We start from the raw sequence: 15,092 nt of genomic DNA, 5'->3' as shown, positions 1-15,092 counted from the left end.
CTTTACTCTCGTAAGGAAAGCACCGGGGGTGCACACAGCGCATGAAAGTGCAGGTCGACTCGCGGGGGTGAGAGCATGCGGATATTCGGCGTCGGTACAGCCGGGACACCCGAAGCCGCCGAGCGCGCGCTGTCGCAGCATCCGTCCGCTCCGATCCCAGTGGTCGGACCGGGCGTCGGCGAGACGATGCGGGTCCCGCTCGGCGAGACCGGATTCGAAACCTTCCCGCTCATGCTGGGTGCTGCCGAGTTCGGCTGGAACGTCGATCTCGAGACGAGTCACGACATCCTCGACCGCTATGTCGAGTTCGGTGGCAACGCCGTGCACACGGCGGACGGCTTCTCCGGCGGACGCAGCGAGCACATCATCGGTCAGTGGCTGCGCTCGCGCGGGCGTCGCGACGGGATCGTGCTCAGTGCGCGGATCGGATCGCACGCCGACAACCCCGGTCTCGGCTCGGTCAACCTCGTGCGCGCTGTCGAAGGATCGCTCACGCGCCTCGGAGTCGAGCGCATCGATGTGCTCTATCTGGACGCCACGTTCGACGCGACGACGAACGTCGAAGACACGCTGGCGACCGTGGAGTGGTTGCGTGAGGCGGGGAAGATCGGCTCGGTCGGAGCATTCGGATTCAGCCCTGAACGGCTCGTCGAGGCGCGTATCCTGGCCTCGGCCGGATACCCGCGGATCGAGGTGCTCGATGCGCCATACAACCTCGTACGCCGTCAGCCGTTCGAAGGCGACATGCGGCTGGTGGCTGGCGCGCAGACACTGGCCGTTACGCCGTCGCACGCGCTCGAGCACGGATTCCTCTCGGGACGTCACCGCAGCAAGGCTCTCGCGGCACAGGGTGTGCGAGGACTGCAGCTGCGCGAACACCTGAACCGACGAGGCAACCGCATTCTGAAGGCGCTCGATCAGGTGGCGAGCGACGTGCAGGTTCCCGTCGCCGCGGTGTCGATCGCGTGGCTGCTCGCGCAGCGCACGGTCGTCGCCCCGATCGTGAACACGTTCGCGGTGCAGCACGTCGACGAGCTGATGCAGGGCGCCGGTGTCGCTCTGTCGCGTCAGCAGATCGCCGACCTCACCCGCGCGGGCGACTGACCATCCGCGCTGCTCGGTTAGGCTGGATGAGCCCACCGAAGGTGGCGGGCGACGAAGCGAGCGGGTTGTGACGCACTACATCTATCTGGTCAGGCATGGCGAACATCAGGATGCCGAGCACGGCGTCGATGACGGACCCCTCTCTCCTCGGGGGCAGCGGCAGGCGGAGCTGATCGCCGACAGGCTGTCGGGACTCCCGCTCGACGCGGTGTGGCATTCTCCGCTGGTGCGGGCGACGGAGACGGCGCGCGCGATCGCGGCGCGGCTGCCCGCCGTGGACCCTGAGCCCTCCGCTCTGCTGTTCGACTGCGTGCCGACCGGGCTGACGGAGGACACTCCTGCGGCGTTCGAGCCGTTCTTCGGCGCCGTCACGGATGCCGAGATCGAAGCGGGCGGGGCGCAGATGGCCGACGCGGTCAACGAGTTCCTGGTGCGCAAGCAGGGGGACGTGCACGAGGTGCTCATCACGCACAATTTCGTGATCTCATGGTTCGTGCGCGAAGTCCTCGGGGCGCCGGAGTGGCGGTGGATGACGCTGAATCAGGCGCACTGCGGTCTGACGGTCATCGCGCAGAAGCAGGGGAGACCCTGGACCCTGCTGACCCACAACGACCTGGGGCATCTGCCTGTCGAACTGCGCACCGGCCTCCCGGACGCCGTCCCGGTCTGACCGGCGTTCAGTCGAGGCGCTTGCGGTACCAGCGCGTCGCGTTCGGGTTCTCGTTGTACCGGTCGATCTGGTGGAACCCGCTGCGCGCGTAGAGCCCGCCGGCGGCCTCGAGCGTGTGGTGCGTGTCGAGCACGAGTTCGGCGGCACCCCATTGCCTGGCCCGCAGCTCGAGCTCCTCCAGGATCGCGCGCCCCCAGCCCTTTCCGCGGGTCTCGGGCCGAAGGAACAGGTGCTTGACCTCGTAGCGGATGCCGGCATCCGCATCCTCCAGGCGCCGGATGCCACCGCAGCCGATGGCGGCACCGGCAGGTCCGGCCAGCAGGAAGACGCCGGCCGGGGGCTCGAACGCTGCGGGGATCGGGAACGTCGGCGTGTACGTGCCGCCAGGGAACTCCGCGGCCCGAAGGTCGAAGTATTCGGTGAGGGTCGCGTGCGCCTCGGGATCGGCGGGAGAGACGGCGCGGAATTCGAGCATGCGAACAACGCTACCCGCGCCGATCGTGCGCCGAATCGCGGATGCTCGGGTGTCTCCTCGGCGTGTCGCGCCCGTGCCACACCGATCGTGCGGCGACCCATCCGGAATTCGGCACGCGCACCCGTGCCGCGTGACCGGCGGCACCCACCGCGAAATAGACTGGAAGCATGACCATGCAGGTAGCACTCGTCGGCGGAACCGGGAAACTCGGTTCGATCATCGGCACGGTGATCGATGAACTCGACGGCTTCGAGGTCGCCCGTGTCCTCACCTCGACGAGCGATTGGTCCGAGCTCGACGGCGCGGACCTCGTCGTCGACGCGTCGACTCCGCAGGTCAGCGTCGATGTCGTCCGGGCAGCGGTCGATCGTCGTCTGAACGTCCTGGTCGGCACGTCCGGCTGGTCGAACGAGCGCATCGCGCTGGTGCGCCCGCTGGTGGATGCCGCCGAGACCGGCGCGGTCTTCATCCCGAACTTCTCGCTCGGATCCGTCCTCGGATCCGCCCTGGCGGCCGCGGCCGCACCGTTCTTCGATTCGGCCGAGATCGTCGAGGCGCATCGGGACACGAAGATCGACTCGCCCAGCGGAACAGCGGTGCGCACCGCCGAACTCATCGCGGCCGCACGTGTCGAGCAGGGACCCGTGAGCGCCCCGCACGTCGATCAGCGCGCACGCGGGCAGCAGGTCGCCGGAGTCCCGATCCATTCGCTGCGGCGACCCGGGGTGATCGCCCGCCAGGACATCGTGCTCGCGGGCCCCGGCGAATCCTTGACGTTCACGCACGACACGGTCGAGCCCGCGCTCGCGTACGCCCCCGGCATCCGTCTCGCCGTGCCCTTCGCCCTGAATGCGCGCGGAGTGGTCGTGGGGCTGGAGAACATCGTCGACATCGGCATCCGAGCCAGGTCGTGATGGCACGCATCGGCGTCGCCCTGATGGGCGTCTGCTTGATCCTGTACTTCGTCGTCGCGGGCCAGCAGGCGTTCCTCTACATCAGCACGGGGGAGCCCATCGCGATCGTCATGGGCGCAGCACTCATCGTCCTTCCGCTGATCGGCGTGTGGGCGCTCGTGCGCGAGATCCAGTTCGGCATCTCGGCTGACCGGCTGGGACGACGGCTCGATGCCGAGGGCGGGATGCCGGAGGCCGAGACCGAGCTCACTCCGAGCGGGAAGATCGGCAAGGAGGATGCCGAAGGCATCGTCGCCCGGTACCGCACGGCGGCGGAGGATGCACCGGACGACTGGAGGGCGCAGTACCGTCTCGGTGTGGTGCTGGATGCGGCGGGGCGTCGCAAGGACGCCCGCGCCGGCATCCGCGAAGCGATCCGGGTGGAGAAGCAGACCCGCTGAGGCCTGCTTCTCCAGCGGGAAGCTCAGGCGAGCGTGGCCTCGAGCGTGATCTCGATGCCTGCGAGCGCCTGCGAGACGGGGCATCCGGTCTTGGCACCCTGCGCGATCTCCTGGAAGGCCTCGGCCGACAGGCCGGGGACGGACGCGTTCACGTTCAGGTGGCTGCCGGTGATGCCTGTGCCGGGCTTGAAGGTGACGGACGCCGTGGTGTTGACGCGCTCGGGCGGAGTGCCGTTCTCGGCGAGCGCATTCGAGAGCGCCATGCTGAAGCACGACGCGTGCGCAGCGGCGATGAGTTCCTCGGGAGTGGTGGTCGTCTCGGAGCCCTCGCTGCGGGCCTTCCAGTCGATCGGGAAGGTGCCGAGATGCGACGACGAGAACGAAACGGTACCCGATCCCTCGGTGAGAGAACCGGTCCAGGTGGTGGCGGCTTCGCTGGTGACGGGCATGATGTTCCTCCGAAGGGTCAGGCGGGCTGTGTGGTCAGCCTATCGACCATGCCGTGCCCGCGGAACCGGTCGATCAGGCGGCGGGCGCCTCGCGCCCGACGATTCCTGCGCGTTGCAGCAGAAGATAGATCTGGCAGCCGAGGCAGAAGCCGAACGCGGCGTTCAGGAACGCGGCGATGAACGCGGCAGCGGCCGCGATCGGCAGCGCCCATGGCACACCGAACAGGTGCAGCAGGATGCCGATGCCGGTGACGAACAGCCCGACGCCCTGCGCGAATCGCGGCGGGCGAGGATCCTCCAGCTCGGCCGGCGGTGCGAGGCGCGGGCGGACGAAGCGGCGGAAGAGCACACCCCACGGCGCCGTGCGCGGCCGGGCGGCGCCCCAGAGGAACAGCAGCGCGATCACGACGAGCAGCAGGAAGCCGGCGCTCAGCAGCGACGTGTCGACGAGGGCGAGCACGAACGCGATCAGCAGCAGCACGGCCGTGATACCGGCGGCGAACCGCGGACCTCGGGGATCGATGCCTGCGGGTGAGGGACTGTGGGACATGACTGCTCCGGTCTGCGCGTCTCAGACGGCGGCGAGGGCTTCGACGAGGGCGTGCGGGTGCGGCACGCCGTTGAAACGGGCGCGGACCGCGCCCGTGCGGTCGACGACGAAGGTCGTCGGCGTCTGGAGGACCCGGTACCGGCTGGACAGGTCGGGACGATGGGTCAGATCGACCTCGACGTGGGCGAGTCCTTCCTCGCTCGAGGCGAGACCGCCCAGCATCCGCCGCACCTGCGGGCATCGCGCGCACATCTCGGTGCTGAACTGGACGAGCGTCGCCCTGGACCCCCAGTCGCCGGCTGTGTCGGCGGGGTCGACCCGCAGGTGACCCCCGCCGCGGCGTCGGCCGTCGAGCAGGCGCAGGGTCACGCCGATGATCACGGTGAGCACGATCAGCGCTCCCGCGATCCCGATGGCCAGTGCGGGCGACATGGATCGAGAGTACGACCGGACCACGAGATCCTTGGCCGTTGTTGCGAAGCGTGACGAAACGCCGATGTCGTCGGGGTGGCGGTATCGTGTGGAGCATGAGCGAAGCCGTCCCGACGCCGTACGAAGACCTGCTCCGTGAAGTGCTGGAGACCGGCACGCACAAGGACGACCGCACCGGCACGGGCACGGTCAGCGTGTTCGGCAGGCAGCTGCGTTTCGACCTGTCGCAGGGCTTCCCTCTCATCACGACCAAGCGCGTGCATTTCAAATCCATCGCCTACGAACTGCTCTGGTTTCTCCGAGGCGACTCCAACGTGCGCTGGCTGCAGGACAACGGGGTCACCATCTGGGACGAGTGGGCGGATGCCTCGGGCGACCTCGGCCCGGTCTACGGAGTGCAGTGGCGTTCGTGGCCGACGCCGGACGGCGGTCACATCGACCAGCTCTCGGACGTCATCGAGCAGATCCGGAAGTCGCCGGACTCGCGTCGCCTGATCGTCTCGGCGTGGAACCCGGCGGACATCCCCGACATGGCGCTCGCGCCGTGCCACGCGCTGTTCCAGTTCTACGTGGCCGACGGCAGGCTGTCGTGCCAGCTGTACCAGCGCAGCGCCGACCTGTTCCTCGGCGTCCCGTTCAACATCGCCTCCTATGCGCTGCTGACGCAGATGATCGCGCACCAGGTCGGGCTGGAGCCCGGTGACTTCGTGTGGACGGGCGGCGACTGCCACATCTACGACAACCACGTCGAGCAGGTCCGCGAGCAGCTCACCCGCGAGCCGTATCCGTATCCGAAGCTCCGCTTCGCGCGGAGGCCGGAGTCGGTGTTCGACTACGCGTACGACGACTTCGTGATCGAGGACTACCAGCACCACCCGCCGATCCGTGCGGCGGTGGCGGTATGACCTGGGTCGGCCTGATCTGGGCCGAAGCCCGCGGGGGAGTGATCGGCGCCGAAGGCGGCATGCCGTGGCGCATCCCTGAGGACATGGCGCATTTCAAGGACATCACACTCGGCGCTCCCGTGATCATGGGACGAAAGACCTGGGACTCCCTTCCTGAGCGGTTCCGGCCGCTCGAGGGGCGGGAGAACGTCGTCATCACGCGCCAGCAGGACTGGTCGGCCGACGGCGCGCGTCGCGCGGCGAGCGTGGCGGAAGCCGTTCGCGGTCTCGACGAGGTCTGGATCATCGGCGGTGCCGAGATCTATGCGCAGGTCATCGGAGACGCCGATCGCCTTGAGGTGACGGAAGTCGATCTCGACGTCGACGGCGACGCCTTCGCGCCCGACAAGACGGGCTGGCGCCTCGTCTCCGAGGGCGACTGGCAGACCTCCCGTACCGGCGTCCGCTATCGGTTCCTCCGCTACGAGCGCTGATGCCCACCGCGCTGATCACCGGAGCGAGCGCCGGGCTGGGGGCCGAGTTCGCCAGGCAGCTGGCCGGGCGCGGGGCCGACCTGATTCTCGTGGCGCGCTCCGCCGGAGCACTGGACGCCCTCGCAGAACAACTGCGGGCGCACGACGGGGTGGCCGTCGAGGTGCTGGCGGCCGACCTTCTGGTCGACGCCGACCTCGCTCGTGTCGTCGCTCGGATCGGCGACACCGAGCATCCGGTCGACCTGCTGGTGAACAACGCCGGATTCGGTCTGCCGCTGCACTTCGCGGACAACGACATCGACGACGAGGTGCGGCACCTGCGGCTGCACGTCGAGGTGTCGATGCGTCTCATGCATGCGGCGCTCGGGGTCATGCGCGGCCGTGGCGGACGGATCATCAACGTGGCATCGGTCGCCGGCTTCATCTCCCGGTCCACGTATTCGGCATGCAAGTCCTGGCTGATCGGGTTCAGCCGCTGGGCGAACGCGGAGTACGCATCGGACGGCGTCACGGTCACCGCGCTGTGCCCCGGGTTCACGCACACGACCTTCCACGAGCGGATGGGCCTGGCGCCGGGCGAGGAGGGCGTTCCGTCTCTCATGTGGCTCGATGCGGCAGACGTCGTCCGGGATGGCCTGCGGGATGCCGCACGCGGACGCGCCGTGTCGGTTCCGTCGCTGCGCTACAAGGCGATCGTCGCGCTGACGACGGTGCTTCCGGCCTCTCTGACCTCGCGCGTGGCCCGCCGCGGTCGCGTCTGACCGGAGCCGCGCAGGGCGCTCAGCGGAATCGCCCGAGGCCGATCCCGGCGTAGGCGATCGCCGCGATCGTCTCGCCGTCGGTGATCCTGCCGTCGGCGATCATGCGGAGCACCTCGTCGAACGGCACCCAGGACACCTCGTCGATGCCCTCTTCGGCTCGGGCGTCGCCGCCGTCCACGCTGTGGAGATCGCGGGCGAGGAAGACGTGCTCCGGAGCGACCGTGACGCCGTTGAGCGCATTCATGGTGCCCAACGGCACCCACTGGGCGGCCTGAAACCCGGTCTCCTCCCGCAGCTCCCGCTGGGCGGCCACAAGCGGATCCTCGCCGTCGCTGCCGCCGGCGGGGACTTCGATCGACCGGCCGATCGTGTACCGATCGAGGCCGACGAGGCACACGCGCTCCCGGTCGTCGACGGCCACGATGAACACGGCCGGATGACGCATGGTCACGACACCGTAGATCCCGCGGCCACCGGGGCCGGTCACGGCATCCTCTCGGACCGAGATCCACGGATTCTCGTACACGACGCGGGAATCCTCGGTCTGCCAGGTCATGCGGGCGAGTGTATCTCCGCACGGGAGCCGGTGCCGAACCGATACGCTGGGAGCATGACGCACTCGGGCAACCCTTTCGGACAGGTTCTCGTCGCGCTCGTCACTCCGATGACGGCCGACGGCGAAGTCGACTGGCCCGCCGTCGAGAAGCACATCGACGACGTCATCACCGCGGGTGCTGACGGCGTCGTCGTGACGGGAACGACCGGTGAGACCTCGACCCTGACGGATGCCGAGAAGCTCAAGCTCGTCGAGGTCGGCAAGTCGGTGTCATCCGGCCGCGCCAGCATCATCACGGGCGGAGGCTCGAACGAGACCGCGCACGCGATCGAGCTGTACAAGGCGAGCGAGAAGGCCGGCGCGGACGGCATCATGATCGTCACGCCGTACTACAACAAGCCGACTCAGGCCGGCATCCTGACGCACTTCCGTCTGGTCGCCGACGCCACCGACCTTCCGGTGATCCTGTACGACATCCCCGGCCGCACCGGTGTGCCGATCAAGTACGAGACGATCCTGCGTCTGGCGAAGCACCCGAACATCCTCGCGGTGAAGGACGCCAAGGGCGACTTCAGCGAGGTGAGCCGGGTGCTCAACCAGACCGACCTGATGTACTTCTCCGGCGATGACGCGAACGCGCTGCCGCACCTCTCGATCGGTGCCACCGGGCTCATCGGCGTGACGGCCAACATCACGGCGACGCCGTACCGCACCATCGTCGATGCCGTGAACCGCGGTGATCTCGCGGCGGCCACCGCCGAGCACAAGCGGCTCGAGCCGCTCGTCCGGGCAGTCATGACGCACGTGCCGGGCACGGTGTCGGCGAAGTACATCCTGCACGGGCTGGGACGCATCTCCAGCCCCCGCGTCCGCCTTCCCCTCGTGGGACCGGAGGAGTGGGAGGCCGCGCTCATCGAGGACGAGCTCGCTCTCGTCACCGACGTGCCAGGCGCCGACTTCTCCAACTTCCGCCCCGACCGCAACGCGGCCGCCGGCGGTGCGCTGCCGAAGGTGCACGGCACGACGCGCTGAGACATCACGGGCGCGGAGCGCGCCTGACGCACGACCGGGCGCGCGACGCGCCCGACAGAGGAGACAGCATGTCCATCCCGATCGCCGAAGCAGCACCTCTCGAGGAAGGGACCCTGCGCGTCACACCGCTCGGCGGTCTCGGCGAGATCGGCCGCAACATGACCATGTTCGAGATCGACGGCAAGATCCTGATCGTCGACTGCGGCGTGCTCTTCCCCGAGGAGCACCAGCCAGGCGTCGACCTGATCCTGCCCGACTTCGAGCCGATCCGCGATCGTCTCGACGACATCGTCGGTGTGGTCCTGACGCATGGTCACGAGGATCACATCGGCGCTGTTCCCTACCTGTTGCGCCTGAAGAACGACATCCCGCTGATCGGCTCCGGACTGACGCTCGCGCTCGTCGAGGCGAAGCTCAAGGAGCACAGGATCAAGGCCTTCACTCTCACGGTGAAGGAGGGCCAGCAGGAGCAGGTCGGCCCGTTCGACCTCGAGTTCGTCGCGGTCAACCATTCGATTCCGGATGCCCTGGCCGTCGTCGTCCGCACCACAGCGGGCCTCGTGCTCGCGACCGGTGACTTCAAGATGGATCAGCTCCCGCTGGACGGACGCATCACCGATCTCCGCGCCTTCGCGCGTCTGGGCGAGGAGGGCGTCGATCTCTTCCTGGTGGACTCCACGAATGCGGACGTCCCCGGCTTCACGCCGACGGAGCGCTCGATCGGTCCAGTGCTCGATCAGGTCATCGCCAAGGCGCCGCGACGCGTGATCGTCGCCAGCTTCTCGAGCCACGTGCACCGGGTGCAGCAGGTCATCGACGCCGCTCACGCGAACGGGCGCCGTGTCGCCTTCCTCGGCCGAAGCATGGTGCGCAACATGACGATCGCCGAGCAGCTCGGCTACCTGAGCGTTCCGGATGGCGTCCTGATCGACTACAAGAAGGCGCGCGATCTCCCAGACGATCAGATCGTCTTCATGTCCACGGGGTCCCAGGGCGAGCCGATGGCCGTGCTGAGCCGCATGGCGAACCTGGACCACGCGATCGAGGTGGGCGAAGGCGACACCGTGATCCTCGCCTCGAGCCTGATCCCGGGGAACGAGAACGCCGTCTACCGCGTGATCGACGGCCTCACGAGGCTGGGCGCCAACGTGGTGCACAAGGCGAACGCCAAGGTGCACGTGTCCGGCCACGCCGCCGCCGGCGAGCTGATCTACTGCTACAACATCCTCAAGCCCAAGAACGTGCTGCCCGTCCACGGCGAATACCGGCACCTGATCGCGAACGCGAAGCTCGCGCAGGACACCGGCATCCCCGAGGAGAATACGATCATCGCCTCGAACGGCACCATCATCGATCTCAAGGACGGCAACGCGCGCGTGGCCGGTCAGCTCGATCTCGGCTTCGTGTACGTCGACGGCTCGACGGTCGGCGAGATCACGGATGCCGATCTGAAGGATCGCCGGATCCTCGGCGAAGAGGGCTTCGTCTCGGTCATCGTGGTGGTGGATGCCGGAACGGGCCGCATCATCACAGGACCTGAGATCCACGCGCGGGGCATCGCGGAGGACGACGCCGTGTTCGACGACGTGGTTCCGAAGATCGTCGCCGCGCTCAAGGAGGCGTCGGGCAACGGGGTCCGCGATACGCACGCGCTCTCGCAGGTCGTCCGTCGCACGATCGGCCGCTGGGTCAATCAGAAGCTGCGTCGGCGTCCGATGATCGTCCCGCTCGTCATCGAGGCGTGACGAGGCGTGCGGCTCCGCATTCACGGCTGAGCGTCATCACGACGTAACAGGGTGCCACTACGCTCCTGTCATGTCGGACCCGCATCAGCTCCGCCCCGCCGTCCAGGCGGATGCCGCCTTCCTAGCCGACATGGTCGTCGAGGCGGCGAACTGGCGTGCCAGCAGCACGCGGCCGCGACATGAGGTGGTCGCGTCCGCAGAGCACCGCCGGTACATCGCGGGATGGATGCGCCCCGCGGATGCCGGATTCGTCGCGCTGGTGGACTCCGGCGTCCCGATCGGCGCGGCCTGGTATCGGATGCTGCCGCGGAGCGACCCCGGGTTCGGATACATCGGGACGGGCGTTCCCGAGCTCATCATCGGCGTCCGCCCGATCTGGCGGGGGCGCGGCGTCGGACGGACCCTTCTGCGCGCGCTCGTCGCGCATGCGGCGGCGCAGGGCCATCGCCGCATCAGCCTCAGCGTCGAACGCGACAACCACGCCGCATCGCTCTACCGCGGCGAGGGGTTCGTCGTGACGGAGAACGGGCTGCTCAGGCAGACGATGGTGCACCGGATCGGGTGAGCGCGATGCTCCGGGATCCCGCGGAAAGCCGCGTCACTGCGGGCAAACGTCTGACCCCCGCAATACCGTAGACCACATGGCCAGAAGCACCACGAAATCCGCGCGCGCGACCGAGAGCGCGTCAGCGCGCTCGAAGCAGCAGACGGGATCGCGGTCGTCAGCGAAGGCCGCCCCCGCCCCGAAGAAGTACATCGACGACGCCGACAAGCCGCCTCTCGTCGTCCGTGCATGGACCGGGCTCGCGCACGGCGTCGGCGGTCTGTTCCGCGCCTTCGGACCGGAGACGCTCGAGAAGGACGATCGCCGGGACGGGTTCCCCCTGTTCCTCGTGCTGCTCGCGGTCGCGGGTGCCGTGAACGAGTGGTTCTTCATCGGCAACGACGTCGCGGCGACCATCAGCGCTTACTCCGTCGGGGCGCTGGTTGGCCGCGTCGCGTTCGTGATGCCCGTCCTGCTGCTCCTCCTCGCGGGCTGGCTGTTCCGGCATCCGTCCTCCGTGCACGACAACGGGCGCATCGGAATCGGGTTCGGGCTCTTCGTGCTCTCGCTGGCCGGGTTCTGCCATGTGGCGGCCGGGCATGCGAACGCGGCGGGCGACCTGGTCCGCCCGCAGCCGCGGGAGGGGATGCCCGCGCTGAGCGAGGCCGGTGGCCTGGCGGGCTGGATGATCGGCGAGCCGTTGTCCTATCTGACGCCGATCGGCGCCTACATCGTGCTGAGTCTGCTCGCCGTGCTCAGCATCCTGATCCTCACCAAGACGCCGCCGAATCGCATCGGTCAGCGCCTCGGCGACCTGTACGCCTGGATGTTCGACGCCGAGCGCCCCGAGAAGGCGACCGTGGCGCAGCCGACGGTCGACGAGGCGGACAAGACCGACGATCCGGACGTGCTGCCCTGGTGGCGCCGGAACAAGACCGGGCGCGAAGAGGACCCCGACCAGTCCGCAGGATCCCAGGACCTCACCGAACTTCTTCCGACGCAGACGGCGCCGACGCGCGCGACACCCGCGTACGATCAGGCCGTCGTGGTCGCCGATCCGCAGGATGCCGCGACCGAGGTGCTCACGGACGTCGAGGCGCTGACCTCGATGCTGTCGGAGCAGCAGACGACAGCGCTCATGGACGACACCGGCGACACCGGAGAGCAGCCGGAACTGCCGGGCCTCGATGGATTCGGCACCGAGGGCTCCGGGGACCGCGGGCGTCAGGCCCCGGTGACGCCGTACCATCTGCCACCGGCCACAGTGCTGGCGGAGGGGCCGCCACCCGTCGTCCGCTCCGAAGCCACTGATCGCGTCATCGAGCAGATCACGAGCGTGCTGACGCAGTTCAAGGTCGACGCCAAGGTGACCGGCTTCTCTCGCGGGCCGACGGTGACGCAGTACGAGGTCGAGGTCGGTCACGGCGTCAAGGTCGAGAAGATCCTGCAGCTCAGCAACAACTTCGCCTACGCCGTCGCATCGAACGACGTGCGCATCCTGTCGCCGATCCCTGGCAAGAGCGCGATCGGCATCGAGATCCCGAATGCCGACAAGGAGATGGTGGCGCTCGGGGATGTGCTCCGTTCGCCGGCCGCGCAGAAGAGCACGCATCCGATGACGATCGGTGTCGGGAAGGACGTCGGCGGCAACATCGTCGTCGCGAACCTGGCCAAGATGCCACACCTTCTGGTCGCGGGTTCCACGGGCTCGGGAAAGTCGAGCTTCGTGAACTCGATGATCACGAGTCTGCTCATGCGTGCGAAGCCGGCGGACGTGCGGATGGTGCTCATCGACCCGAAGCGGGTGGAACTGACCAGCTATGCGGGCGTACCGCACCTGATCACGCCGATCATCACGAACCCCAAGAAGGCGGCCGAGGCGCTGCAGTGGGTCGTGAAGGAGATGGACATGCGGTACGACGACCTCGCGTCGTTCGGCTTCCGTCACATCGACGACTTCAACCGTGCGGTCCGTGCCGGGGAGGTCGAGGTGCCCGTCGGCAGCGAGCGTGTCCTCAAGCCGTACCCGTACCTGCTCGTGGTGGTCGACGAGCTCGCCGACCTCATGATGGTGGCGCCGCGCGACGTCGAGGATTCGATCGTCCGCATCACGCAGCTCGCCCGCGCATCCGGCATCCACCTGGTCCTGGCGACGCAGCGACCGAGCGTCGACGTGGTCACCGGCCTCATCAAGGCCAACGTGCCGTCCCGTCTCGCGTTCGCCGTCACCAGCGTCACGGACAGCCGCGTCATCCTGGACTCGCCCGGCGCCGACAAACTCATCGGTCAGGGCGACGCGCTGTTCTCGCCGATGGGGTCGTCCAAGCCGTTCCGTCTGCAGGGTGCGTGGGTCAACGAGAGCGAGATCGACGCGGTCGTCAAGCACGTGACGGCGCAGGCCAGGCCGGAGTACCGCCCCGATGTGGCCGAGGCCGTAGAGGGCAAGAAGAAGGAGATCGACGAGGACATCGGAGACGACCTCGAGCTGCTGCTCGCCGCCGCCGAGCTCGTCGTCTCGTCCCAGTTCGGCTCCACATCGATGCTGCAGCGCAAACTCCGAGTCGGCTTCGCCAAGGCAGGGCGCCTCATGGATCTGCTGGAGTCGCGCGAGATCGTCGGCCCCTCCGAGGGCTCCAAGGCACGCGACGTCCTGGTGACGGCCGAGCAGCTGCCCGAGGTGCTAGCGCACATCCGCGGCGATGATCCGCCCGCGCCTGCTGCATCGCCGGCAGCTCCGGCTCCGCAGGCCGTGGAGCACGATCCGGTCGAAGATCAGTTCCGCGACCTGCCAGTGGTGGAGGCCGAAGGCGATGAAGACGCCTGGGGTCTGACGGGCCGCGACTGATGGCCATCCCGCGTCAACTGCCGAACGCGATCACGATCGCCCGCATCCCGCTCGCGGTCGTCTTCTTCGTCTTGCTGCTGCTCGGCGGCGCTTACGGCTCCGATGATCTCGTGCTGCGGTGGATCGCCGGCATTCTCTTCGTCTTCGCGATCTCCACCGATTGGGTCGACGGGTATCTCGCACGTCGGTACGACATCGTCAGCGACTTCGGCAAGCTGTGGGACCCGATCGCCGACAAGCTGCTCACCGGGGCGGGCTTCGTGGGGCTGGCGATCCTCGGCGAGTGGCCGTGGTGGGTCGTCATCGTCATCCTCATCCGCGAATGGGGCATCACTGTGCACCGCTTCGTCGTGGCGAAGCAGCACATCGTCGCCGCGGCATGGATGGGCAAGGCGAAGACCGCTCTGCAGGGCGTGACCCTGAGCTGGTGGCTGCTTCCGCTGCACGTCTTCGTCGGCATGGACTGGTGGACGGGCATCGGAGTGGTGCTGATGTACGCGACGCTTCTGCTGACGGTGCTGAGCGGAATCGACTACGTCATCGCTCAGGTTCGGGGTGCTCGCACGGGAGGACGGTCGTGACCAGCGCTGCGGCGCTGGTGACGCTGCTGACCGATCGCGGGTGGACGCTGGGCCTCGCCGAATCGCTGACCGGGGGAGCGGTGAGCTCGGCGGTCGTGGCGGTTCCCGGTGCATCGGCCGTGCTCTGCGGAGCCGTGGTCGCCTACGCGACCCCCGTGAAGCACACGCTGCTCGGAGTCGACGCGGAACTGCTCGACGAGCACGGTCCCGTGCATCCGCGCGTGGCCGAGCAGATGGCCGAGGGCGTACGCGCGGCAGTCGCGGTCGACGGCCGGCCTGCGGACGTCGGCATCGCGACGACGGGCATCGCCGGTCCTGCCTCACCGGACGGTCAACCCGTCGGAACCGTGCACGTCGGGGTGGCGACACCGGTTGGAGTGCGGAGCGTCTCGTTCCGGTTCGGTGGCGATCGCGAGGAGATCCGCCGCCAGTCAGTGGATGCCGCGATCTCGGCGGCGCTTCGGATGCTGCAGGAATAGCGGGACCCGTTTCGCGGTTATCACTCATGTGCTGAATGCTCAGGATGACGTGCTCACAACCGAACCACAGCTTGAAACGCTAGTTTTTTCCACAGCCGGTCGGGTTAGACTGGCGATCCGCTCGACGTCGAATTCGA

At 68.2% G+C, this 15,092-nt stretch carries 18 protein-coding genes; 13 read left to right on the top strand and 5 right to left on the bottom strand.

Annotated features, from left to right (window positions below; all coding sequences use genetic code 11):
• Positions 1-75 precede the first annotated feature (75 nt).
• Both M2317_RS01355 and M2317_RS01350 read left to right on the top strand, forming a co-directional pair.
• Entirely contained in the window at positions 76-1,104 is a 1,029-nt protein-coding gene (locus M2317_RS01355; RefSeq protein ID WP_429456591.1) for an aldo/keto reductase, read from the top strand.
• A gap of 67 nt (positions 1,105-1,171) precedes the next feature.
• Positions 1,172-1,774: a histidine phosphatase family protein gene (locus M2317_RS01350; RefSeq protein ID WP_429456589.1), complete on the top strand. Its 603-nt coding sequence runs from the start codon at positions 1,172-1,174 to the stop codon at positions 1,772-1,774.
• 7 nt (positions 1,775-1,781) lie between these two features.
• On the opposite strand, the gene M2317_RS01345 is transcribed toward M2317_RS01350, so the two are convergent.
• Positions 1,782-2,249: a GNAT family N-acetyltransferase gene (locus M2317_RS01345; RefSeq protein WP_429456587.1), complete on the bottom strand. Its 468-nt coding sequence runs from the start codon at positions 2,247-2,249 to the stop codon at positions 1,782-1,784.
• A gap of 167 nt (positions 2,250-2,416) precedes the next feature.
• Here M2317_RS01345 and dapB point away from each other — a divergent pair, with 167 nt between their 5' ends.
• Together dapB and M2317_RS01335 are read left to right on the top strand one after the other, a co-directional pair.
• Positions 2,417-3,163 carry a 4-hydroxy-tetrahydrodipicolinate reductase gene (gene dapB / locus M2317_RS01340; RefSeq protein ID WP_429456585.1) on the top strand — a complete coding sequence of 249 codons (747 nt, stop codon included), beginning with the start codon at positions 2,417-2,419 and terminating at the stop codon, positions 3,161-3,163.
• Entirely contained in the window at positions 3,163-3,603 is a 441-nt protein-coding gene (locus tag M2317_RS01335) for a hypothetical protein (RefSeq protein WP_429456583.1), read from the top strand. Before dapB ends, M2317_RS01335 begins: the two co-directional genes overlap by 1 nt.
• Before the next feature lie 23 nt (positions 3,604-3,626).
• Here the strand turns inward: M2317_RS01335 and M2317_RS01330 are convergent, their stop codons facing one another.
• From M2317_RS01330 to M2317_RS01320, 3 genes are all read right to left on the bottom strand, one after another.
• Positions 3,627-4,052: an OsmC family peroxiredoxin gene (locus tag M2317_RS01330; RefSeq protein ID WP_429456581.1), complete on the bottom strand. Its 426-nt coding sequence runs from the start codon at positions 4,050-4,052 to the stop codon at positions 3,627-3,629.
• Positions 4,053-4,125: 73 nt separating this feature from the next.
• A complete protein-coding gene (locus M2317_RS01325; RefSeq protein ID WP_429456579.1) occupies positions 4,126-4,602 on the bottom strand; it encodes a DUF4395 domain-containing protein in 477 nt (158 codons plus the stop codon).
• 21 nt (positions 4,603-4,623) lie between these two features.
• Positions 4,624-5,034: a thioredoxin family protein gene (locus M2317_RS01320; RefSeq protein ID WP_429456577.1), complete on the bottom strand. Its 411-nt coding sequence runs from the start codon at positions 5,032-5,034 to the stop codon at positions 4,624-4,626.
• 95 nt (positions 5,035-5,129) lie between these two features.
• Between M2317_RS01320 and M2317_RS01315 the strand changes: the two genes are divergently transcribed.
• Genes M2317_RS01315 through M2317_RS01305 form a run of 3 tightly spaced genes read left to right on the top strand, consistent with a single transcriptional unit; the run spans position 5,130 to position 7,173 of the window.
• Positions 5,130-5,939, top strand: coding sequence for a thymidylate synthase (locus M2317_RS01315; RefSeq protein WP_429456575.1), 810 nt, complete (start codon positions 5,130-5,132; stop codon positions 5,937-5,939).
• Entirely contained in the window at positions 5,936-6,412 is a 477-nt protein-coding gene (locus M2317_RS01310; protein ID WP_429456573.1) for a dihydrofolate reductase, read from the top strand. The genes M2317_RS01315 and M2317_RS01310 overlap by 4 nt, the downstream gene beginning before the upstream one ends.
• Positions 6,412-7,173: an SDR family NAD(P)-dependent oxidoreductase gene (locus tag M2317_RS01305; protein ID WP_429456571.1), complete on the top strand. Its 762-nt coding sequence runs from the start codon at positions 6,412-6,414 to the stop codon at positions 7,171-7,173. Before M2317_RS01310 ends, M2317_RS01305 begins: the two co-directional genes overlap by 1 nt.
• Positions 7,174-7,192: 19 nt before the next feature.
• On the opposite strand, the gene M2317_RS01300 is transcribed toward M2317_RS01305, so the two are convergent.
• Positions 7,193-7,729, bottom strand: a complete 537-nt coding sequence (locus tag M2317_RS01300; RefSeq protein ID WP_429456569.1) for an NUDIX domain-containing protein — start codon at positions 7,727-7,729, stop codon at positions 7,193-7,195.
• A 54-nt stretch (positions 7,730-7,783) separates the two neighbouring features.
• Here M2317_RS01300 and dapA point away from each other — a divergent pair, with 54 nt between their 5' ends.
• The 6 genes from dapA to M2317_RS01270 all read left to right on the top strand — a co-directional run bounded on the left by dapA (position 7,784) and on the right by M2317_RS01270 (position 14,955).
• Positions 7,784-8,761 carry a 4-hydroxy-tetrahydrodipicolinate synthase gene (gene dapA, locus M2317_RS01295; protein ID WP_429456567.1) on the top strand — a complete coding sequence of 326 codons (978 nt, stop codon included), beginning with the start codon at positions 7,784-7,786 and terminating at the stop codon, positions 8,759-8,761.
• 68 nt (positions 8,762-8,829) lie between these two features.
• A complete protein-coding gene (locus M2317_RS01290; protein ID WP_429456565.1) occupies positions 8,830-10,506 on the top strand; it encodes a ribonuclease J in 1,677 nt (558 codons plus the stop codon).
• Positions 10,507-10,576: 70 nt separating this feature from the next.
• Positions 10,577-11,071 (top strand): N-acetyltransferase family protein, encoded by a 495-nt coding sequence (locus M2317_RS01285; RefSeq protein WP_429456563.1) that lies wholly within the window; start codon positions 10,577-10,579, stop codon positions 11,069-11,071.
• Between the two features lie 76 nt (positions 11,072-11,147).
• Positions 11,148-13,895: a DNA translocase FtsK gene (locus tag M2317_RS01280; protein WP_429456561.1), complete on the top strand. Its 2,748-nt coding sequence runs from the start codon at positions 11,148-11,150 to the stop codon at positions 13,893-13,895.
• A complete protein-coding gene (gene pgsA, locus M2317_RS01275) occupies positions 13,895-14,476 on the top strand; it encodes a CDP-diacylglycerol--glycerol-3-phosphate 3-phosphatidyltransferase (RefSeq protein ID WP_429456559.1) in 582 nt (193 codons plus the stop codon). The genes M2317_RS01280 and pgsA overlap by 1 nt, the downstream gene beginning before the upstream one ends.
• Positions 14,473-14,955 carry a CinA family protein gene (locus M2317_RS01270; RefSeq protein ID WP_429456557.1) on the top strand — a complete coding sequence of 161 codons (483 nt, stop codon included), beginning with the start codon at positions 14,473-14,475 and terminating at the stop codon, positions 14,953-14,955. Before pgsA ends, M2317_RS01270 begins: the two co-directional genes overlap by 4 nt.
• The last annotated feature ends 137 nt before the right edge of the window (positions 14,956-15,092 follow it).

The sequence above is a fragment of the Microbacterium sp. ZKA21 genome (assembly GCF_050434165.1).
In the GTDB taxonomy this organism is placed as follows: Bacteria; Actinomycetota; Actinomycetes; order Actinomycetales; family Microbacteriaceae; genus Microbacterium.
This window is presented reverse-complemented; position numbering and strand designations above follow the sequence as displayed.